Source organism: Bradyrhizobium sp. B120 (genome assembly GCF_049075665.1).
In the GTDB taxonomy this organism is placed as follows: domain Bacteria; phylum Pseudomonadota; class Alphaproteobacteria; order Rhizobiales; family Xanthobacteraceae; genus Bradyrhizobium.
Genome location: NZ_CP185242.1, coordinates 8,306,960 through 8,327,814 on the forward strand (window position 1 = coordinate 8,306,960; position 20,855 = coordinate 8,327,814).

Annotated in this window: 18 protein-coding genes; 9 read left to right on the forward strand and 9 right to left on the reverse strand. The window is 66.2% G+C overall.

Features of this window, described 5'->3' with window-relative positions; all coding sequences use genetic code 11:
* Positions 1–358: 358 nt before the first annotated feature.
* Positions 359–907, forward strand: coding sequence for a DUF805 domain-containing protein (locus ACOIX3_RS38540; protein ID WP_420967192.1), 549 nt, complete (start codon positions 359–361; stop codon positions 905–907).
* Positions 908–1,102: 195 nt separating this feature from the next.
* Here the strand turns inward: ACOIX3_RS38540 and ACOIX3_RS38545 are convergent, their stop codons facing one another.
* Together ACOIX3_RS38545 and ACOIX3_RS38550 are read right to left on the reverse strand one after the other, a co-directional pair.
* Complete coding sequence (locus tag ACOIX3_RS38545) at positions 1,103–1,993, reverse strand: sigma-70 family RNA polymerase sigma factor (RefSeq protein ID WP_420967194.1); 891 nt, start codon at positions 1,991–1,993, stop codon at positions 1,103–1,105.
* A 44-nt stretch (positions 1,994–2,037) separates the two neighbouring features.
* The gene (locus ACOIX3_RS38550; protein WP_420967195.1) at positions 2,038–2,346 is read right to left on the reverse strand and encodes a hypothetical protein; all 309 of its coding nucleotides are present in this window, start codon (positions 2,344–2,346) and stop codon (positions 2,038–2,040) included.
* Between the two features lie 179 nt (positions 2,347–2,525).
* Here ACOIX3_RS38550 and ACOIX3_RS38555 point away from each other — a divergent pair, with 179 nt between their 5' ends.
* The 4 genes from ACOIX3_RS38555 to ACOIX3_RS38570 all read left to right on the forward strand — a co-directional run bounded on the left by ACOIX3_RS38555 (position 2,526) and on the right by ACOIX3_RS38570 (position 7,841).
* On the forward strand, positions 2,526–3,932 hold the full coding sequence (locus tag ACOIX3_RS38555) for an MFS transporter (RefSeq protein ID WP_420967197.1): 1,407 nt from the start codon (positions 2,526–2,528) through the stop codon (positions 3,930–3,932).
* Positions 3,933–4,047: 115 nt separating this feature from the next.
* Entirely contained in the window at positions 4,048–5,322 is a 1,275-nt protein-coding gene (locus ACOIX3_RS38560; protein ID WP_420967198.1) for an NAD(P)/FAD-dependent oxidoreductase, read from the forward strand.
* Between the two features lie 307 nt (positions 5,323–5,629).
* A complete protein-coding gene (locus ACOIX3_RS38565; RefSeq protein ID WP_420971898.1) occupies positions 5,630–7,210 on the forward strand; it encodes a tannase/feruloyl esterase family alpha/beta hydrolase in 1,581 nt (526 codons plus the stop codon).
* Between the two features lie 178 nt (positions 7,211–7,388).
* Complete coding sequence (locus tag ACOIX3_RS38570; RefSeq protein WP_420967199.1) at positions 7,389–7,841, forward strand: YybH family protein; 453 nt, start codon at positions 7,389–7,391, stop codon at positions 7,839–7,841.
* A gap of 157 nt (positions 7,842–7,998) precedes the next feature.
* On the opposite strand, the gene ACOIX3_RS38575 is transcribed toward ACOIX3_RS38570, so the two are convergent.
* Complete coding sequence (locus tag ACOIX3_RS38575) at positions 7,999–8,949, reverse strand: helix-turn-helix domain-containing protein (RefSeq protein ID WP_420967201.1); 951 nt, start codon at positions 8,947–8,949, stop codon at positions 7,999–8,001.
* Positions 8,950–9,099: 150 nt separating this feature from the next.
* Here ACOIX3_RS38575 and ACOIX3_RS38580 point away from each other — a divergent pair, with 150 nt between their 5' ends.
* Positions 9,100–9,765, forward strand: coding sequence for an isochorismatase family protein (locus ACOIX3_RS38580; RefSeq protein ID WP_420967202.1), 666 nt, complete (start codon positions 9,100–9,102; stop codon positions 9,763–9,765).
* Positions 9,766–10,091: 326 nt separating this feature from the next.
* Here the strand turns inward: ACOIX3_RS38580 and ACOIX3_RS38585 are convergent, their stop codons facing one another.
* Positions 10,092–11,318 carry an ABC transporter substrate-binding protein gene (locus ACOIX3_RS38585; RefSeq protein WP_420967203.1) on the reverse strand — a complete coding sequence of 409 codons (1,227 nt, stop codon included), beginning with the start codon at positions 11,316–11,318 and terminating at the stop codon, positions 10,092–10,094.
* A gap of 55 nt (positions 11,319–11,373) precedes the next feature.
* A complete protein-coding gene (locus ACOIX3_RS38590; RefSeq protein WP_420967204.1) occupies positions 11,374–12,576 on the reverse strand; it encodes a cytochrome P450 in 1,203 nt (400 codons plus the stop codon).
* An 82-nt stretch (positions 12,577–12,658) separates the two neighbouring features.
* Between ACOIX3_RS38590 and ACOIX3_RS38595 the strand changes: the two genes are divergently transcribed.
* Positions 12,659–13,183: a MarR family winged helix-turn-helix transcriptional regulator gene (locus tag ACOIX3_RS38595; protein ID WP_420967205.1), complete on the forward strand. Its 525-nt coding sequence runs from the start codon at positions 12,659–12,661 to the stop codon at positions 13,181–13,183.
* Between the two features lie 427 nt (positions 13,184–13,610).
* On the opposite strand, the gene ACOIX3_RS38600 is transcribed toward ACOIX3_RS38595, so the two are convergent.
* On the reverse strand, positions 13,611–15,473 hold the full coding sequence (locus ACOIX3_RS38600) for a feruloyl-CoA synthase (protein ID WP_420967206.1): 1,863 nt from the start codon (positions 15,471–15,473) through the stop codon (positions 13,611–13,613).
* A gap of 151 nt (positions 15,474–15,624) precedes the next feature.
* On the opposite strand from ACOIX3_RS38600, the gene ACOIX3_RS38605 reads away from it, so the two are divergent.
* Positions 15,625–16,155: a MarR family winged helix-turn-helix transcriptional regulator gene (locus tag ACOIX3_RS38605; RefSeq protein WP_420967207.1), complete on the forward strand. Its 531-nt coding sequence runs from the start codon at positions 15,625–15,627 to the stop codon at positions 16,153–16,155.
* A 237-nt stretch (positions 16,156–16,392) separates the two neighbouring features.
* A complete protein-coding gene (atzF, locus tag ACOIX3_RS38610) occupies positions 16,393–18,180 on the forward strand; it encodes an allophanate hydrolase (protein ID WP_420967208.1) in 1,788 nt (595 codons plus the stop codon).
* Between the two features lie 157 nt (positions 18,181–18,337).
* On the opposite strand, the gene ACOIX3_RS38615 is transcribed toward atzF, so the two are convergent.
* The 3 genes from ACOIX3_RS38615 to ACOIX3_RS38625 are packed head-to-tail and all read right to left on the reverse strand — an operon-like array spanning position 18,338 to position 20,841.
* On the reverse strand, positions 18,338–19,057 hold the full coding sequence (locus tag ACOIX3_RS38615) for a GntR family transcriptional regulator (RefSeq protein WP_420967209.1): 720 nt from the start codon (positions 19,055–19,057) through the stop codon (positions 18,338–18,340).
* Positions 19,058–19,070: 13 nt separating this feature from the next.
* The gene (hpxZ, locus tag ACOIX3_RS38620) at positions 19,071–19,463 is read right to left on the reverse strand and encodes an oxalurate catabolism protein HpxZ (protein ID WP_420967211.1); all 393 of its coding nucleotides are present in this window, start codon (positions 19,461–19,463) and stop codon (positions 19,071–19,073) included.
* Between the two features lies 1 nt (position 19,464).
* The gene (locus ACOIX3_RS38625; protein WP_420971899.1) at positions 19,465–20,841 is read right to left on the reverse strand and encodes an AtzE family amidohydrolase; all 1,377 of its coding nucleotides are present in this window, start codon (positions 20,839–20,841) and stop codon (positions 19,465–19,467) included.
* Positions 20,842–20,855: the final 14 nt, after the last annotated feature.

Here is a 20,855-nt window from a genome sequence, read left to right on the forward strand (position 1 = left end):
CCGCCAGGCCTGATCACGTGGGCCCGGGGGTCACGCTTTGCGCGCGCCGTTCTGTGACGTGTTTTGTGCGCGATATCGCAAGTGTGCAGCAAGCATGAACCGACGGCACCCAATTAGAACCTTCGGCGCATACCCCAGCACCTTGCATCATAATTCGTCCAATTCGACCATTGCAAGAAATATAATGCCGGTTGCGCAGGCAACGATTGTCGCAGGTGCCCCCTTGCCCCCGGGACACAGTGCAGCAGGCTTTAGGCATTCGGTAAAGCGACCGGAAACCACATGCCGTGAGAGCGGTCGCGGCTTTATGGTCCGGAAAGCATCAGCCGGTGATGGTCCCAGCCAAAGGGATGCTCACATGCTGAATTACATCTTCGGCTTCAACGCTCGGATGGGCCGGCTGGCCTTCTTCTTCTGCGGCTTCGTGGCGGGCATCGGCTTCCTGATGCTGGTCTACGGTATCACGGGCAACGCACCGGCGAGCGGCAGGACGGACGTGTTGCTGGCGCAGGCGGCGAGCAGTCCCGCCTTGATCTTTGCCTTCTATGGCATGCTGGTCGTCTGCTTCATGCTGCAGTCGATGCGGGTGCGCGACATCGGATGGGATCCGGTTTGCGTAATGGCGGCCTGGATCGCCCTCATGGTGCTCGACAGGGCCGTTGCCGGACGATTTCCCGAATATGCGCTGACCTATCAGCACACCACAACGGTGGTCGGCGCGACCGTCAATGGCGTGATGAACCTGGTCCTGATGTTCTGGCCGGGCAGCGGCCATTCTCATGAAGCGTCGCCAGTGCCGCGCGAGAGCAGCAACGATGGCATGTTTGAACGAAGCAGCGCACCGGCTGCAACCGGCAGCCGTGTCGCGCGGATCGCCAACGGCGAGTTCGGCGGCAAGACGCGGTAGGCACGCTGTCTCAGCATCGTCGTCCCTGCGAAAGCAGGGACCCATAACCACAGGGTTGTGTTGTCGAAGAGGGCTGTGGCCCCAGCGTCGCCCAAAGTCTGCCATTCGTGGTTATGGGTCCCGGGTCAAGCCCGGGACGACACTGAGCTTGTGGCGCGGTTGCTGCGTTACGGAGGCTGCGCGAGCGACCACCACCTACCCCCCATCCACCACCCATTCAGCCCCATCAATCGCATAGGGCGCGTGGCGGAAATCCCGGATCGTCGCGACCTTGTCGGCCGACCAGTCGAGCAGCATGAACGATCGCGGCGGCCCACCCTGTGCGTTCGGATCGAACACCAGGATCGCGGGACGTCCCTCGACCTGTCCGGTCACCAGGTGCCAGTCGTCGATCTTCGCATAATTGCCGAAGTAGCGTGACACCTCGGCCTTGCCGTTCAGCCGCGTCTTGTTGACGAGCTCGAGCCTGATGTCGTCGGCGATCATGGCGCGGATGGCATCGAAGTCGCGGTCATTGAAACGGCCGACATAGGCGTTCAGCCTGAGGCGATCGGCCGGCGACAGGCCGGGCCGCGGCGCATCGTCGGGCTCGCGGGCGAATTGGCGCAGTTGCGTGCGTCCGCGGTAAAGCGCGGCCTTCACTGCGGGCAGGCTGAAATCCATGATGCCGCAGACCTCCTGCAACGAGCAGCCGAGCACATCCATCAGGATCACGCTGGAGCGCTGCGCCACCGGCAGCCGCATGAAGGTGCGCAGGCTGCTTGCTGCGATCTCGCGGCGGCTGACGTCGTCAAGCTCTCCGGCCATCATGTCCACCTCCTCCGGCGCGTGGAGCGCTTCCTGGCGGTTGCGCCGCCTGAGGAAATCGAGCGCGGTGTTGTGCGCGATCCGGAACAGCCAGGCTTCCGGATGCTGGATCGGGGCTGCGGGCGCGAAGGCTTCCATCGCCTTGATCAGCGCGTCCTGCAGCACATCCTCGCCGTCGATGACCGATCCGACCATGCGAGCGCAGTAGCGATGCAGCCTTGGCCGCATCGCCGCCAGCAGCGCCTCGACCTCGGCCGGCGCCTGGGGTGGTGACGTCATGATCGCTCCGCCAGATCGTTTCAAGGCCGGCCGGTTCACTCCGGTCACGGCGCATCCAGCATACGATAGTTTCCGACAATCACAGCACTGCGAACCAGCGGCGGCTCGGCGCAACGATCGCGGATGCCGTCCTGGAAGGCCTGGAACGCCGCCAGCTTCGGGATCGGGCTCGAGCCGTCATCGGCTGTTGTCTCGACCATATGGATGAAGGTGTCGTCCTCCAGTCGCAGGGTCATGTAGCGCACGCCATCCGGGCTGGCCGCCTTCAGCTCGGCGAACACGGCCGCAACCAGCGCGGCATTCTTGTCCGCCATTTCCGGCTTGGTCTTGTACCTGATCAGGGTCCGTCTCATCGCAGCCTCCTTGGCCTGGTTCTGCGGCCCGAACCTGCCGCGTCATACCCAAGGACGTTTGCCGGCGGCGAAAGGATGCGGTCCGGCAAAAATAATTCTCTGCCGCATCCTTTGCCCATCCCGGATCGTCTTGTCGACGAGCGCGCCGCAACCCGGCGGCACGCCAACGGAGAACGACCATGCAGACCCCTCGAGAGCGCAACGAGCAGCGCTGGGTGCTCGGCCTCACCGCGCTGGCATCCTTCATGATGGCGCTGGACGCCATGATCATGACCACGGCCTTCGCCACCATTCGCGCCGATTTCGGCAGCGCCGTGGAGACGCTGCAATGGACCGTCAACGCCTTCAATTTGACCTTCGCGGTGCTGCTCTTGACCGGCGCGGCGCTCGGCGACCGTTTCGGACGGCGCAGGATGTTCGCGGCCGGGATCGGCCTGTTCGTCGTGGCCTCCGCGGCCTGCGCACTGGCAGTCAACGCCGCGGCACTGATCGCCGCGCGCGCTTTGCAGGGCGCCGGTGCGGCGCTGGTGATGCCGCTGGCGATGGCGATCCTGAGCGGCGCGTTCGGCCGCGAGGAGCGCGCCCGCGCGCTCGGCATTTTCAGCGGCATCACCGGATGCGCGCTGATCATCGGCCCCGCGATCGGCGGTTTCATCACCGAACATCTCGGCTGGCGCTGGATCTTCTGGATCAACCTGCCGATCGGCCTCGTCGCGATTGCCCTCGTGCTGGCGCGGCTGCGCGAAAGTTTTGGTCCGGCTGCGCCGCTCGACATCACCGGACTGTCGCTGGTCGCACTCGCGGCGCTCGCGCTGGTCTGGGGCCTGTTGCGCGGCAACAGCGCCGGATGGGCGAGCGCGGAAGTGACGGGCGCGCTGATCGCCGGCGCCGCGCTGGCAGCGATGTTCGTGCTGTGGGAGCTGCGGGCGGTCAGCCCGATGGTGCCGATGCGGCTGTTCGCGGCCAGACCGTTCGCGGCCGGCATCGCCGCAAGCGTGCTGTTCTATGCCGCGATGTATGGCGTGCTGTTCCTGCTGCCGCAATTCCTGCAGATCGCGCTCGGCTTCGACGCCTTCGGTGCCGGGCTGCGGCTGTTGCCATGGACGGCGACATTGTTCGTCACGGCGCCGATCGCCGGCGCCGTGGTCAACCGGTTCGGCGAACGCACGCTCGTCGTCACCGGACTCCTGATGCAGGCGATCGGGCTCGGCTGGATCGGCGAGATCGTCACCCCGTCGATGCCCTACTCCGCGCTGGTCGCACCACTGATGCTCGCCGGCGTCGGCGTATCGATGGCGATGCCGGCTGCACAGAACGCGGTGCTGAGCGCGGTCGCGGTCAGCGAGATGGGCAAGGCGTCGGGCGTCTTCAACATGGGCCGTTTCCTCGGCGGGATGTTCGGCATCGCGGCGCTGGTGGCAACCTTCTCCGCCAATGGCACGGCCGATTCGTCCGGACATTTCACCAATGGATTCGCTGCAGCGATGAGCCTTGCGGCAACGCTGTCGTTCGCCGGCGCGGTCGCGGGGCTGTTCCTGCCGATGCGGCGACGAGTTGTCGCCACGGCCGCGCGGCAGGATGCGTGAGGCTTGCCGCGATTGGGTTTTGCTATCGGGTGATCGGGCATTTCATGTTGGAATGAGGCTGCGAATGACTACATAATGAAATGACGAAGCCGTTCGGAACCGAGGGCGACATCAGATGACGCAAGCGCCGGCCAAACCTCATCGCGTGGTGATCGTCGGCGCCGGCTTCGGCGGGCTCGAAGCCGCCTTCGGTCTCGCAGGCGCGCCGGTCGAGATCACGTTGATCGACCGCCGCAACCATCATCTGTTCCAGCCGTTGCTCTATCAGGTCGCGACCGCATCGCTTGCGACCAGCGAGATCGCCTGGCCGATCCGCTATCTGCTGCGCGACCGGCCCGAGGTGACAACGCTGTTCGCCAATGTCTGCGGCGTCGACGCTGCGAACAAGCAAGTGCAGCTCGACGACGGCGGCAGCATTCCCTACGACACGCTGATCCTCGCCACCGGCGCCCGCCACGCCTATTTCGGCCATGACGAATGGGAGCCGTTCGCGCCCGGCCTGAAGACGCTGGAGGACGCCACCACGCTCAGGCGGCGCATCCTGGTCGCCTTCGAGCGCGCCGAGCGCGAGACCGATCCCGACAAGCGTGCGGCGCTGCTCACCTTCGTCATCATCGGCGCCGGGCCGACCGGCGTCGAGATGGCCGGCACCATCGCCGACCTTGCCAAGGACACGCTGCCGCAAGACTTCCGTCACATCGACACGCGCAAGGCGCGCGTGGTGCTGATCGAGGCCGGCCCGCGCGTGCTGGCAGGATTCCCCGACGATCTCTCGGCCTATGCGCAGGCGTCGCTGGAAAAACTCGGCGTCGAGGTGATGCTGGGCGAGCCGGTCACCGAATGCTCGGCCGACGGCGTCGTGTTCGGCGGCAAGCGGCTGGAGGCGCGCACCATCGTGTGGGCCGCCGGCGTGCGCGCCTCGCGCGCCGCCGAATGGCTGAACGCGCCGGCCGACCGCGCCCATCGGCTGCAGGTCGAGCCGGATCTGACCGTGCCCGGTCATCCCGACATCTTCGCGGTCGGCGACACGGTCACGATCAAGGGTCCCGACGGCAATCCGGTGCCCGGCATCGCGCCGGCCGCCAAGCAGGAGGGGCGCTACGTCGCCGCACTGATCAAGGCCCGGCTCGACGGCAAGACGCTGCCGCCGTTCCGCTACAAGCATGCCGGCAGCCTCGCGCAGATCGGCAAGAAGAAGGCGGTGATCGATTTCGGCTGGCTCAAGCTGCGCGGCTCGCTGGCATGGTGGATCTGGGGCCTCGCCCACATCTACTTCCTGATCGGCGTGCGCCATCGGATTGCGGTGGCGATGAACTGGCTCTGGATCCACACGCGCGACCAGCGCGCCGCGCGGCTGATCACGCAAGGCAGCAGCAAGGTCGCGCAGTAGCGTCGCTCGGAATGTTACGCGCGCTCACTTCATCTCCGTCATCCTGAGGAGCGCGTAGCGCGTCTCGAAGGATCGACGGCCCGGCTGGTGGCCGTCGACCCTTCGAGACGCGCGCAAGAGCGCGCTCCTCAGGGTGACGGAACTGCGTTCGACCATTGTGCACCAACTCCGCGCGTGAAATACTTGCCATGGCAACAATATCAAGCCTTGCGGAGAGGAAACAATGCAGATCGATGCGCGCGCATGGGCGCTTGCGGCCTCGCTTGTCACGCTGACGTCATTCGCATGTAGCGCGGCGACGACGCAGATGACCGGTGATCCCGCGGCAACCTGCAGCGGCCTTGCCGGTCCCGCCGATGGCGCGATCAAGATCGTCAGTGCCACGCTCCAGGCACCATCGCCGCTCTCGGTCGCCGAGAAGGCGCCGACGCCCGCAGCGCGCATCATCCCGGCCAATCCCGCCTTCTGCAAGGTGCCCGGACAGATCACGCCGACCGATCCTGCCGCGCCGCCGATCAAGTTCGAGGTCAACTTGCCAGTGGAGTGGAACGGCCGCTCGCTGCAATATGGCGGCGGCGGCTTCAACGGCGTGCTGATCACGGGTCTCGGCCTGCCGCCGGCCTATCCATTCGACAAGGCCTCGCCGCTCGCGCTCGGCTTCGTCACCGTCGGCACCGATTCCGGCCACGAGCAGAAGCCGGGCGAGCCGCCGCAGCTGTTCGCGCTCAACGACGAGGCGTTCGAGAATTTTTCGCACAAGGCCTACAAGAAGGTGCGCGACGCCGCGCGGACGCTGACGGTCCGCGCCTACGGCAAGCCGCCGGCGAAGATGTATTTCATGGGATCGTCCGAGGGCGGCCGTGAGGCGCTGACCATGGCGCAGCGCTACCCCGACGATTTCGACGGCATTTTCGCACGCGTTCCCGTGATCAACTGGGTCGGGTTGCAGCATGCCGGCACCCGCTCCGGCCTCGTAACAATGGGCGACGGCTGGATCAGGCCGGCGCAGATCAAGCTGGTCGCCGACGCCGTGCTGAAGGCCTGCGACACACAGGACGGCTCCGACGACGTGCTGGTGCAGGATCCCGTCGGCTGCAAGGCCGCGTTCAAGCCGGCCACGCTGGCGTGCGCCGCCGGCCACAGCGGCGACGACTGCCTGACCGACAAGCAGATTGCCGCGATCGAGACCCTGCATGCGCCGTACAAATTCTCATTCCCGCTCGCCAACGGCCTCGACGACTATCCGGGCTGGGGTGTGTCGGGCGAGGATACGCCGGCGTTCGGCCCAACCGGCGGCTGGAAGGCCTGGTGGCTCGGCACCACGGCGCCGGCGCAGCCGCCGGCTCCGACCAACGGCATTGCCTGGATCTACGGCGCCGGCGGCATTCAATATGTCTTCGCCCGCGATCCGAAACTCGACGTCACGACCTACAAGCCCGAGGACCACAAGGCGCGCGTGCTGGAAGTCTCCGCGTTGATGGACTCCACCGATCCGGACCTCACGCGCTTCCACGCCCACGGCGGCAAGCTCGTGATCCTCGAACACATGTCCGACTACGCGCAAAGCCCCTATGCCGGGATCCGCTACTTCGAGAACGTCGAGAAGACGCTCGGCAAGGACAAGGTCGCGGAGTTCGCCCGGCTCTACACCGCGCCCGGCGTCGACCATGTCGGCTCCGGCGCACCCGCCAATGTCGACATGCTGGCCGTGCTGGTCGACTGGGTCGAGAACGGCAAGGCGCCCGGCGATCTCGAAGTGCGCGAGCAGAAGACCGAGGCGCCGGCTTTCGACACTATCCGCGCGCTGCCATTGTGCCGCTGGCCGGCATGGCCGCATTACAAGGCAGGGCCGGTGAACGCGGCAGCGAGTTTTGCCTGCGCGCCGTGAGGTAGGCTTCGTCACAACTTCGGATCGTCGCTCCGCCAGTGGGACTACCCCCTCTTAGCCGGCGGCATTGCCGTATCGCGGCGCGCGGACAGCTCTCATCGATGGTTGATGTGCTACACCATCGCGGTCCCGACCGGCCGAGACAGATCCTCAACAATGATTTTAAGGAGGGAATGCAATGCGAATTTCTTCCGCCTTATGTCTGTTCATTGCGTTGCTCGCGATGCCTGCGACCGCGACCGCCGGCGACGAAAGTCTGAAGCAACAGTTCGAGAAGGTTGCGGCGGTCTACGCCGACAGCTTCAACAAGCAGAATGGCGCGGGGATCGCTGCGCTCTATGCGCCCGGCGGGATGGTCGTCAATGCGACCGGGTCGCACACCGATATCGCCCAGACCTATGAGGGCATCTTCAAGGCCGGGTTCAACCACAATGAAATAACGGTGGACGAGGCCCTGCCGTTGGGAACCGATACGGCGATCGCGACTGGCGAATATCACATCACCGGCAAGAAGCAGAGTGGCGAGCCGCTTGATGTGACTGGCCGCTGGACCGCGGCGTATGTCGGCCAGGGCGGAAATTGGAAGATCCGGATGCTGTCGGCCTTCCCGAAGGCGCCTCCGGCGAAATAGTGTCGTCAGTGATCCTCGCAGCAAAGGGTGCTGCCGATCTCGGTTCGCCTCTCGCCTTGCGCGCGAGGCGGGCCGCATGAAGCGAGGCGGAAGGCGAACCGGTCGACGAGTGGCGATCGCTCCGTGCCGCCCCGCAGCCGCACTGGTGGATACAGCGTCACCCCATCACCTGATGCGGCGAACGGCCGAACGCGGCCTTGAAGGCGCGGCTGAAATGCGAGACGTCGCTGAAGCCGAAGCTGAGCGCCGCATCGGTGACGTGGCTGAAGCGCCGTTCGGCCAGTGCCTGATAGGCGCCGGCAAGGCGCTGCTGCCACAGCCAGCGGATCGGCGTCGTGCCTTCGCGCGCGAACAGGCGGTTGAGCGTGCGCGGCGCCATGTTCTGCGCCGTGGCAATCGCATCGAGATCGAGCTCGGGATCGTCGAGATGGGCCAGCATGTAGGCCTTGACCCGCGCCAGCCGTTCGTCGCCGCGCGGCGGCACATCGTCGGTCAACTCGGTCTGGAGCGTGGTCGCGAAAATATCGAGCACTGAGGCGCCGAGCCTTATCGCAGCAGGCCCGGCCGCGTCGTCGAGGCGCGTCAGCCGGCGGATCAACGATCCCGCCAGCGCACCCACTTTCGACGCATTGCCGACCCGCCGTGCCGTCAGCCGCTGCGCATCCGGCAGGCGCGCGAGCAGCAGCGGCCGCGGGATCGAAACCATGATCGAACGCGCGCTCGGGGCGAATTCCAGCGTGAACGGTTGCGCCTGGTCGTGGAGCATGAGATCGCCGCGGCGCATCCGCACCTCGCGGCCGCCCTGCGCGAAGCTGACCTCGCCGCGCAAGGTGAGCCACAGCATGAAATAGTCGCGCGGGTCCCTGCGGACGTCGCTCGCGCTGCGCATCACCCGGATGCGGTCGGCGGCCGGCGTCGACGACCAGATGTCGTTGATGGCGAGCGGACCGAAATGGCGGATCGAGATCGCCGCCTGAAACGACTCGTCCGCGACGCGGCGGCATTCGGTCAGCGAGAATTCGCGGCAGGTGACGTGATGCCAGCGGTCGAAACCGTCACCCGGCGCGACCAGTGTCTGCGCGACGACTGCGTGATCTGGGATCTGCATCGGACCTTACTCCTGCCCAACCCGGCAGCGAGGTATTCTGCGTCCACCCCTGCATTCTGGCAAGCAGAGTCCAGCAACTGGCCGGCGCAGCCAAGAACGGCTGCCGCGACAGATGTAAAAAAGGTCTCCCACCAGAGGAGGAGACGCCACATGGGCTACCAGTGCGACATCATCGACCCGGCGCGAACCGTCATGATCGTGGTCGACATGCAGAACGATTTCGTGGCCGAGGGCGCCAAGCTGCGTTCGGCGCAGGCCGCCGCCATGGTGCCGCGACTGGCGCAGACCCTGAAGGCCTGCCGCGACAAGGGCATCCGCGTCATCTACACCGCGCATGTGCATCGCCGCGACGGCAGCGACATGGGGCTCTATGACGATCTCTATTCGCCGATCGCCGACCGTTCGTCGCTGGTCGACGGCACCGCGGGCGTCGAGATCTTTAATGACCTCGCGCCGGCGCCGGGCGAGCACGTCATCAAGAAGCACCGCTACAGCGCGTTTTTCGCCACCGACCTCGACCTCATCCTGCGCGAATGGGGCATCACGACGGTGATCATTTCGGGAACGACCACCGAGAACTGCTGCCACGCCACCGCGCGCGACGCCATGTTCCACAATTACAAGGTCGTCTTCCTGTCGGACGCCACGGGCACGTTCGACTATCCGGATGTCGGCCAGGGCGCACTATCAGCCGAACAGGTGCACCGCGCCACGCTAACGATCCTCGCGTTCTCGACCGCGCATGTGATGACGGCGGCCGAGATGCTGGGGCGGGTGAAGGGGGCGGACGGGACGGCGAGCCCGAAGGCGGCTTAACTACAAGAGCGATTCCCTGCGGCATATTCGGCCGCCTCTCCCCTTGTGGGAGAGGCCGGAACGCATGAAGCGAAGCGAAATGTGTTCCGGGTGAGGGGTCGCGGTCTCTCCAAGCGGTACGCCGCGTGGAGAGCCCTCACCTGCCACCCTCCCCTGGAGGGGGAGGGTCGGATCGCAACGAGCGAAGCGACGTGCGATCCGGGCTGGGGTGATCTCTCAACGCGGGCACTGCTCGACTGGAGGGACCTTCACCCCACCTCGGTTCGCATTCCATGCGAACCGATCCTCCCCCTCCAGGGGAGGATGAAGCACGCGCGGCCGAGACCTCACTTCACCAGCGAGCACCCGCCATCGGCCAGCGGCCGGAACGCCTGCTCGGCCGGGATGGTCGCGATCAGCTTGTAGTAGTCGTAGGGGTATTTCGACTCCTCCGGCTTCTTCACCTCGAACAGATACATCGGATGGATGACGCGGCCGTCCTGGCGGATCGTGGTGTCGCCGAACAGTTTGTCCTTGCCCTTGAAGGTCTTCATCTGCGGCACCACGACCTTGGCGTCGTCGCTGCCGGTCGAGGCGACGGCGTTGAGATAGGCGAGCGTCGCGGCGTAAACGCCGGCCTGGTTGCCGCTCGGCATCTTGCCGTTCATGCCGGGACGCGCGGCGAAGCGCTTTGCGAATGCGCGGGTGTCGTCATTCATGTCCCAGTAGAAGGCCTCGAGCAGCTGCAGGCCCTGTGCGACCTTCAGGCCCATGCCGTGGACGTCGTTCACGAACAGCAGGAACGCCACCATGGTCTGGCCGCCCTCCTGGATGCCAAACTCGGCCGCCTGCTTCACCGCGTTGATGGTGTCGCCGCCGGCATTGGCGAGCCCGATCACCTTTGCTTTCGAGTTCTGCGCCTGCAACAGGAAGGACGCGAAATCCGACGTGCCGAGCGGATGCTTGCTCGATCCCAGCACCTTGCCGCCGTGCTTCTCGATGTAGTTGGTCGCTTCAGCTTCAATGCCTTTGCCGAGCGCGTAGTCGACGGTCACGAAATACCAGTCCTTGCCGCCACGCTGCATCATCGCGGCTGCCGTGGTGTTGCCGGTCGCCCAGGCGTCGTTGACCCATTGAATGGTGTTCGGCGAGCAGGCCTTGCCGGTGAGATCGGAGCTCGCGGTCGACGACGCCAGGAACGTCATCCTGGAGTCGCGCAGCACGGTGTTGACGGCGAGCCCGACCGCCGAGTTCGGCACATCGACGATGGCGTCGACGCCTTCGACATCGAGCCATTTGCGCGAGATCGCGGATCCGACGTCAGCCTTGTTCTGGTGATCGGCGTAGACGATCTCGACCTTGATGCCCTTGCCGCCGCCGTTGAAATCCTCCGCCGCCATCCGAGCGGCTTCCACCGAACCCATGCCGTTGGTGTCCTGGAAGATGCCGGAAATGTCGTTGAGCACGCCGACGCGCACGACATTGTCGGATATCTCCGCGCGCGCGCTGCCCGCGGCGCAGGCCAATGCCACCGCAAGTCCGATCCCAAATCGCCCGACCCCGAAGCCCCTCATCGTATCCCCTCCCATGTTTCCTTAAACCAACCGTTTGCCGGTATTGAGCGTCTCGTCAGGCCGGCGTGATCTCGACCGGCAGGCTGCTCAGCCCGCGCAGCGTGTTGTTGAACAGCCGCTTCGGCTCGCCAGTGATTTCGATCCTGGCGACACGACGCGCCAGCGTCGCCATCATCACTTCGCCTTCAAGGCGGGCGACGAGCTGGCCGACACACATATGGATGCCCGAACCGTAGCCGACATGGCCCGACGTCCGGCGCGTGATGTCGTAGCTATCGGGCGCTTCCCAGCGCCGCGGATCACGATTGGCCGCAGCCAGGAACATCAGCACCTTCTCGCCTTCGGGAATGGTGGCCCCGCTGAGCTCGACGTCGCGGGTCGTGGTGCGGAAGAAAGTCTGAACCGGACTTTCGAACCGCACGGCTTCCTCGAACGCGTTGCGCGCCAGCGTCGGATCGCCGCGCAACCTCTCGAACTGGTCGGGGAAGCGGGCGAGGCAGTAGACGGCGGCCCCGATGCCGTTGACGGTGGTGTCGAGACCGGCCGAGAGCAGCGAGCGCACCAGCAGCGGCGCCTCGGTCGCGGTAATGGCCCCGCTATCGACATGGGCGTGGATGCAGGCACCGATACCATCAGGGGTGAGATTGTCGCGCTGACACTGCTCGGAAATATAGGCCTGGTGCGGCGCGGAGCGCTCGATCGCCTGCTGGCGCAGCTCGTTCGGCGGCCCGAAGGCGTTGAACACCAGGCTTGCGTAAGGCAGCAGATTCTCGCGGCCCTCCGGCCGCAGGCCCAGCGCATCCGGGAAGATCGACAACGGATAGGCTTCCGCGAGGTCCTCGATCGCATCGAAACGGCGCTTCTCCAGCAGCGCATCGATGCAGGCCTCCGCCGCGGCGGCAAATCGCCCGCGAAGCTGCTTCATCACGGTCGCCGACAGCACGCTGCTCAGCACCGCGCGGGTGCGGGTATGCGCCGGCGGGTCGGCCTCCAGGATCAGGCTCGGCGGCCGCCAGGGCTTTTCCCTGGAGAAGTCGCTGAGGCCCACGCCGCGGCTGGAGCAGAACGTCGCCGGATCGTTCAGCACGGCATGGACCTCGGCATAGCGCGCCACGCCGTAGACATTCCACTTGTCGAGATAGACCACGGGTGCGGCCTCGCGCAGCCGTTCATGGGTCGGGAACGGGTCGGCGAAGAACTCGAGCGCGAACGGATCGACGTCGAGATGCGGGATGGACGCAGCTTCTGTTGCAGTCATCGGGACCTCCCGAGGTTTGATCTTGTCAATACGGGCCGCATGTCTATTGCTCCCGAACAGTTTCGCAGCGATGATTTGGGAAATGAGCAGCCAGCCCCTCCCCCGAAAGCCCCGCCGGCCCAAACCGGCCGATCCCGCAGATGCCACCGATGGCCCGCTGCTGGACCTTAATCGCTATGTGCCGGCGTTCATCACCTTCATCGGCAACAAGCTGTCGAACAGCGCCACCGCATTTTACCAGAAGAATTTCGGCGTCAACGTCACCGAGTGGCGAATCATCTCGCAACTGGCGATCGAGCCGGGGATTCCTGCCTCCCGCATCTGCCAGGTGATCGGCTTCGACAAGGGCCCGGTCAGCCGCAACCTCGCGGCACTGCAGAAGCGCGGCCTGCTGACGATCCGCACCGCGCCGGACGACGGCCGCACCCATTCGATCACCCTGACCGCCCGCGGCCGCGCCATCCACGACAAGGTCATCGTCGCGGCGCTGGAGCGTGAGCGGCGGCTGCTGGCGTGCCTGAAGAAGGACGAGCGCGAGGTGCTGATCGACCTGCTGCGCCGGCTGCACGAGAATCTCGGCGCCGTGACCGGGCAAGGTACGACCTGACCGCGCGGCAGGAGCGCGGGCGGCGCCCTGCGCCACCGCGATACTCGCCCGGTTGTCCATGCGTGCCGCTCGCGCGCTGCTGCGCAACATTGTCCTCCCAAAAGCGTGGCCGTTGACCGGCCCCGTCCCTATGGGTGCGGAAACTCGCACAGCTTAGTTGCCGTGGCAACTAAAAACGCGCGTGTGCGGCGCGGCGTCCCAGGGAACCGGTGCCGACGGCTCAAGTGGGGTCCACCAGACGTGCCATAAACTCAGTGTCGTCCCGGCCTCCGAGCCGGGACCCATAACCACCAATGCTGATTATTTCACACCGGCGGAACGACGACCTTTGCACACAACTTCGGCCGCGGAGTATGGGTCCCTGCCTTCGCAGGAACGACGACAGTGTGCGCGGCGTCCTGCCAACACCCAACCGGCCCAAATCACGTCACGACCCCGCACAGGCGATCGGCTCGGACGATCCGTCGTCCTCCAGGACCACAACCGCCGCGGCGCGGCGCGTCAGCACGGCGCGCTGGTTGATGTAGCCCTTGTCGGTGATCTCCCCGCCGTCGACCGAGGCAGGCTCGGCGAGCAGCAGCGCACGGGTGGCGTGGCCGGAGGAATGGCCACCTTGCGCCTTCAGCCGTGCCAGCCCCTGCCCGATCGCGGAACGGACCGCCGGATGGCCGATCGCCTCCTGCGCACCGGCGCTCTCGGGCAATCCCGCGAGCGAACGGCAGGCGGCGAGGTTCGGGAACACCAGGAAGCGGACCTCGTCGCGGCCGTGGCCGGTGACGACGATATCCTGCGCGAGCGGTGCCAGCGCCGCGATGCCGGCGACGCGCAGGGTGCCGACGCTGACCCAGGTGCCGGAATTGAGCTTGAAATCCTCCGCCACCCGGCCATCGAAGAACAGGCCGAGATCAGGCCGGTCGGGATCGGCGAAGGTGACGGCGTCGCCGATCTTGTAGAAGCCCTCGCCATCGAAGGCCTCGGCGGTGAGTTCGGGCGCCTTCCAGTAGCCCGGCGTGACATTGGGCCCGCGCACGCGGACCTCGAGCTTGTCGCCCGAGGGCACGAGTTTCAGCTCGGTGCCGGGGATCGGCACACCGATATTGCCGGAGCGTTTTGCAAGGAAGTGGCAATCGGTCGCCAGCGGCGACGTTTCGGTCGAGCCCCAGGCCGACACCATCGGCAGCCTGCGGCCGACCGTTTGCAGCGACAATTCCTCCAACGCGTCCCACAGATTCTGCGGCAGCGCCGCGCCGGCATAGAAGGCGAATTTGGTGCCCGCGAAGAACTTGCGGCGCAACTCGTCATCGGTGCGCAGCGCCGCGATCAGCATGTCGAAGCCGCGCGGCACGTTGAAATAGACCGTCGGCACCACGCTGCGCAGGTTGGCGAGCGAGGTCGCGAACAAGCCAGGCGCCGGCTTGCCGCCGTCGATATAGAGCGTGCCGCCGTTGCGCAGCACCAGATTGAAATTGTGGTTGGCGCCGAAGGTGTGGCTCCAGGGCAGCCAGTCCAATATGATCAGCTCCTCGCCGGCCTGCTCCAGGAAGGTCCAGGTCTGCGCCTTGGCCTGCTGGCTCGAGGTCAGCATGCGCTGGGTGTTGATCACGGCCTTCGGCGTGCCCGTCGAGCCCGAGGTGAACAGGAATTTTGCGATCGTGTCCGGCGTCACCGCCGCAAAGGCGGTGGCGACATCAGGCGATTCAGGCGTCGCCGCGACAGCGCGGAACGCCGGCGCCCCGGCATCATCGGGATTGCCGCTGACGATGGTCGCCCGATGCAGCGGCGCGATCGCGGCAAGCGCGTCTGCAAACGGCTTTGTGCCCGTGACATAGATCGCGCCGGGATCGAGCAGGCTGATCATGCTCTTCAGCTTGTCGAAATCCTTCGACATCAAGGAATAAGCCGGCGAGATCGCGGCCGAGGGCACGCCGACATGCTGGGCGGCGAGCGCGAACAGCGCGTGATCGATGCCGTTGTCGGCGAGGATGACGAGCGGTCGCTCGGTGCTCAGCCCTTGCGCCAGGATCCACGATGCGGCCCGGTGCACGATTCCGAGCGCATCGCGATAGCTGACGGTGCTCCAGGGCGCTTCGGCGCTGGCGCGCTCGCCAAGGAAGACGCGATCCGGCGCCTGCTGCGCCCAGTGATCGAGCCAGTCGCCGACGCAGCGGGCGCTTGGTTTCAACGGCGTGGTGGAGCGGACCAGGATGCTGCCATCCCCGCGGCTAACGGCAACGATCGCAGGCGTCGCGAACAGGCGGTGCGGATCGTCTCCGCTGGCGGCCATCGTCATGGTTTCCTCCTCGCCCGTATCTTATCAGGATCGCGCTGCAACAAGGTGCGGCGGTCCCGGCCGGGCTCTTTGGTCATAATGTTGCGGACATCAATTGTTGTCGTCAACAACAATCTTTCCCTCCCGCCTCAAGCGCGCTAGCGTTACGGCCATGGCAAGCCAGCAAAAGACGTCGCGCAAGGCGGCAGGAACGAGAGCGGCAATTCGCCGCCCCCAGGCGCGCGCGGCAAATGGCCGGACGCAAGGCGGTGACACTGGCGACGACATCGGCCTCGACGCGCTGGTCGGCCACGCCGGCTATGCGGTGCGGCGCTTCCAGCTCTGGATCTTTCAGGACTTCATCAAGACGCTGGCTGCGGTCGATATCCGTCCGACCCAATATTCGGTCATGACCGTGATCGGGGCCAATCCGGGCCTCAGCCAGATGGCAGTCGCCAAGCGGCTCGGAATCGAGCGCGCGCGGCTGGTGCACCTGCTCGACAGCCTGGAAGAACGCGACTTCGTCAGCCGGATTCCTTCCGCCACCGACCGCCGCTCTCACGCGCTGCATCTGACCGCGCGCGGCAAGACCGCCCTGGCGCAATTCAAGCGGCTCGCCGCCGAGCACGAGCGGCATGTCGCCGACAAGATCGGCAAGGAAAACCGCGAGCAACTGCTGCGGATCCTCGCTTGCTTCACCTGATCGATCGACCGGATTTCGGCTGGGTCACGCTTGCCTGAAAATTGAGCAGACAGGCCTCCACGCGAACACGCTCCAACTCCCAGCGACCATTTCAAGCAACTGATATTGTGCAATAATCCGTCGCGCCGCGGGCGCAGGAAAATTGTACACAATGGCACATTGCTTGCTTCGATCAGGCTGCAATTCCCTCGCGGCGGGCATCCTTTGCCTCACCGCGCCAGAGACGAGGCCAACCACGTGACTGAAACTGTCGCCGCGATTGTTGCCGCACACCGCGCCGGGACCATGACGCCGGCGCAAACCGTGGCGCGCAGCTACCAGCGCATCCGCGAGCACAACGATCCCGCCATCTTCATCAGCCTGCGCGACGAGCAGGACGCGCTCGCCGAGGCCGCGCGGCTCACAGACCCAATGCTGCCGCTCTATGGCGTGCCGGTCGCGGTGAAGGACAATATCGACGTAGCGGGGCTGCCGACCACCGCCGCCTGCCCGGCGTTCTCCTACCTGCCGGCGCATGACGCTACGGCGGTCGCCAGACTGCGCGCAGCTGGCGCCATCATCATCGGCAAGACCAATCTCGACCAGTTCGCCACCGGCCTGGTCGGCGTCCGCTCGCCCTACGGCATTCCAAAAAATCCGGTGCGCGATGATCTCGTGCCGGGTGGCTCAAGCTCGGGCTCCGCGGTCGCGGTGTCAGCGGGCCTCGTGCCGCTGTCGCTCGGCACCGACACCGCAGGCAGCGGCCGCGTGCCGGCGATGCTCAACAACATCGTCGGGCTCAAGCCGAGCCTCGGGCTGATCTCCAACGCGGGGCTGGTGCCGGCCTGCCGCACGCTCGACTGCATCTCGGTGTTCTCGCTCACCGTCGACGATGCGCTGGCGGCGCTTGCCGTGATGGCCGGGCCGGATGACGCCGATCCGTTCTCGCGCGATCGCCCGCTGGCACCTCTCGCGACGTTTCCGGCCAAGCTGAAGCTCGGCATTCCCAAGAGCGGTCAATTGATCTTCTTCGGCGATCGCGAAGCCGAGAAGGCCTATGGCGAAGCCTGCAAGCGCTGGCAGGCACTCGGCGCCGAACTCGTCGAATTCGACCTCGAGCCGTTCTACGAGACCGCACGGCTGCTCTATGAAGGCCCATGGGTCGCCGAGCGCTATCTCGTGATCCGCGACCTCCTGGCGTCGTCGCCGGACGCGATCCATCCGGTGACGCGCGAGATCACGATCGGCGGCGCGCGGCCCACCGCGGCGGATACTTTCTCCGCGCTCTATCGCCTCCAGGCGCTGCGCCGCGTTGCCGCGCGCACCTTTGCAGATTGCGATGCGATCGTGCTGCCGACCGCCCCGACGATCTATTCAACCGCTGACGTGCTGGCCAACCCGATCGAGCTCAACTCGCGGCTCGGCACCTACACCAATTTTGTCAACCTGCTCGATCTTTGCGGCCTGGCGCTGCCGGCGGCGATGCGGCCCGACGGCGCGCCGTTCGGCATCACGCTGCTCGCTCCGGCCGGCCGCGATGCGGCGCTTGCCGGCATCGGCCGCGTATTCCACGCCGACACCGGACTTGCCATCGGCGCCAAGGCGGTGCCGCAGCCGCCGCTGGCCGCAGTCCCGGCGCGGGCCAGTGCCGACGAGATCACGATCGCGGTGGTCGGCGCGCATCTCTCCGGCATGGCGCTGAATCACGAGCTGACCACGCTCGATGCGTGCCTGCTGGAAGAGACGGTCACCGCAGCGGACTACAAACTCTACGCGCTCGACACCACGCCACCAAAACCCGGCATGCTGCGCATCGAGGCGGGTGCCGGTCATGCGATCAAACTCGAACTGTGGGCGATGTCGCCGACCGCGTTCGGCAGATTCGTCGCCGCGATCCCGCCGCCGATGGCGATCGGCACGCTCCGGCTCGCCGACGGACGGCAGGCCAAAGGCTTTATCGTGGAGCCCGCCGCGATCGCCGGCGCGAAGGATATCTCCGCCTATGGTGGCTGGAGGGCGTTCATGGCGGAGAAGACAAAGGCGTAGCTCTTCTCGTCATTCCGGGGCGCGCCGCTTGGCGCGAACCCGGAATCCATTTCGCTGCTGTGAAGGTCCTAACGTAGCGCGTCGATGCCGATGAATGGATTCCGGGCTCGTGCTTCGCGCGCCCCGGAATGACGGCGTTGATGGGTTTGCGCGAGACCTACACCGACACCGCGTAGGTCTCGTATTCCCCGCGCACCTGCTCGATATGGGCGCGCATCGCAGCCGCAGCACCTGGCTTGTCGCCGCGCATGATGGCTTCGACGACGCGGTCGTGCTCGGCGTGGGATTTCGCCAGCCGCCCGAGGTTGCGGAACTGGGCGCGGCGGAACGGCTGCACGCGCACCCGCGTCGCAAGCGTGATCTCGGCGATATAGGCGTTCTGCGATCCGGTGTAGATCGCGTTGTGGAAGCGCTCATTGACCTCGTGGAAGCGATCGGGATTGCCGGTGTAGCTCAGCACCCGCAGCTCCTCGTGGACCGCCTCCAGCGCGTGACGCTCCGCGGGCGTCATCCGCTCGGCGGCAAGACCGGCGCACATCGCCTCGAGCTCGGCCATCGCCTCGAACATGCCGGTGAGCCGCTCGAGCGACGGCCGTGCCACCACGGCGCCGCGATGCGCGCGCGCGTCGATCAAGCCGCTGGCGGCGAGCTGCCGCAGCGCCTCGCGCACCGGCGTGCGCGAGACCTTGAAGCGGCGCGCCAGATCGGTTTCATCGAGCCCGGCGCCCGGCGGCAGCGTACCGCGCACGATCTCGTCGGCGAGCTGCAGCCGCAATTCTTCGGCGCGGGTGGTCTTGTCGACCAGCGACGACGGACGGTCGATGCGGCGCACCGTTATCTCGGATTCTGCGCCCTGCGGCAGATCGTCCAGGCTCATCTTCGAGCGCCCTTCAAGCCCCTTTGGGTTCATCGATGACGCTGACATGGGCGGCGACGATTCTCCAGCCCTCGGCGAAACGAATCCATGTCTGCATCTGCCGCCCCACCCGGCCCGGCGTGCTGTCCCGATAGAACAGCGTCGAGGCGATCGCGGTGTCGCGGCCATAGGTCGTGATCACGGTACGGTCGATCCTGCGCATCAGCCCGGCCGCCGGCCGCCCGGCACGAAACGCCGCGATCTCGGCGTAGCCGTAAAGGTTCTCGCCGATGCCATAGCGCAGCGTCCGGCTGTCGTTGCGGAACAGCTCGTCGAGCAACGCCACATCGTTCGAGACCAGCGCCTTCTCGTAGCGCTCGAACTGCGCCGTGACCTCGGCAAGTACGTCGGGAAGATCGATTTCCATTTTAGAGTCCTCTTGGCGCGGGAGCCGCCACGACACCCATCTGTTCCAGCGCGTAGGCGACCCGCAGCGCGATGTCCTCGCGCCAGGGCGCGGCAATGATCTGCACCGCGATCGGCATCGGTTCAAGCGGCACCGGCACGGCGGCCACCGGCAGGCCGATGAAGGAGATCGGCTGGGTGTGGATACCGATATTGGGACGGACCGGAAGCTCGACCCCGTCGAGCGTAAAGGTGGCCTGGCCGATCTTCGGCGCCACACACGGCGTTGCAGGCGCCAGGATCACGTCGACCGACTGGAACAGCTCCAGCACCTTGGCGCGGTACCAGCGGCGGAATTTCTGCGCCTTGTCGACATAGACTGCCGGAATCATCGCGCCCGCGAACAAGCGGTCGCGCACCGGCGGGTCAAAGTCTTTGGCGCGGTTGCGCAGCCGATCGAGGTGCAGCGCGGCGCCCTCGGTGGTCGTCATGATGAAGGCGGCCGCGCGGGCGCGCGCGGCTTCGGGCAGCTCCACGGTCTGGGTGGCGCCGAGCGCCTTAGCGACGCGCGCGACCGCTTCGACCGCCTCGGGGAGCAAATTCTGCTGGAAATAGCCGCCGGCGATCGCAACGCGCAGCCGGCCGACATCATTGGCAAGCAGCGGCACGGTCGGCTCGACCGACTGCACACTGCAGGCGGGATCATCGGCATCAGGACCCTGCATGACGTCATAGGCGAGCGCCAGATCCTTCACGTTGCGCGCAAACGGACCGAGGTGATCGAGGCTGGCGACGAACGGAAAGGAGCGCGCGCGCGACAGCCGCCCATAGGTCGGCTTCAGGCCGAACGTGCCGCAGAATGACGACGGCACCCGGATCGAGCCGTTGGTATCGGAGCCGAGCGCGATCGGCACCAGCGCGCCGCCGACGGCGCTGCCGGAGCCGCCCGAGGAGCCGCCGGCCATCCGCGTCGGATCGTGCGGATTGCGCGACGGACCGTCATGCGCGTTCTCGCCGGTGAAGTCGTAGGCGTATTCGCCCATGTTGAGCGCGCCGACCAGCACGGCGCCGGCGGCTTCCATCCGCTCGATCAGCGTGGCATCGCGCGGCGATGGCGGCAGGTCGCGATTGATCTTCGAGCCGGCGCGGGTCGCAAGGCCCTGCACGTCAAACAGGTTCTTCACCGCGAACGGCACGCCGGCAAGCGGGCCGGCCGGTTGGCCCGCCGCGATCGCGGCATCGACCGCCTTCGCTTTGGCCCGCGCGCGATCGGCGGTGACGTCAGTGAAGGCATTAAGGACCTTGTCGTGCACAGCGATCCGCGCGAGCGCCGCCTCGGTCGCGGCGAGCGCAGTGATCTTGCGGCTCGATACGGCCTGCGCGATTTCGGCGGCCGACATGAAAGCGGGAGTTT